Here is a 276-nt window from a genome sequence, read left to right on the forward strand (position 1 = left end):
CTGCTGCGGTTCGAGCCACTGCAGGGCGAGGCGGGACCGCGCTTTGCCTGCACCTGCTCGCGCGAGCGGGTGGCGGCGATGCTGCGCAACCTGGGGCGCGACGAGGTCCAGTCGATCATCGAGGAGCGGGCCAGCGTCGAGGTGGGTTGCGATTTCTGCGGGCGCCAGTACCACTTCGATCGGGTGGATGCGACGCAGCTGTTCACCGAAGCCGACAAGCAGCCGCCCGTGCCTCCCGGCATGCAGTGAAGGGCGGCGCGGCCCGCCGCCGGAGCC

Annotated in this window: 1 protein-coding gene; it reads left to right on the forward strand. The window is 71.4% G+C overall.

Going from position 1 to position 276, the window contains the following annotated elements; all coding sequences use genetic code 11:
- Positions 1–249, forward strand: a 249-nt coding sequence (locus A612_RS02205) for an Hsp33 family molecular chaperone HslO (RefSeq protein WP_040435696.1), incomplete at its 5' end; no start/stop codon positions are given.
- Positions 250–276: the final 27 nt, after the last annotated feature.

The organism is Melaminivora alkalimesophila, assembly GCF_000282995.1.
GTDB classification, from domain to species: Bacteria; Pseudomonadota; Gammaproteobacteria; order Burkholderiales; family Burkholderiaceae_C; genus Melaminivora; species Melaminivora alkalimesophila.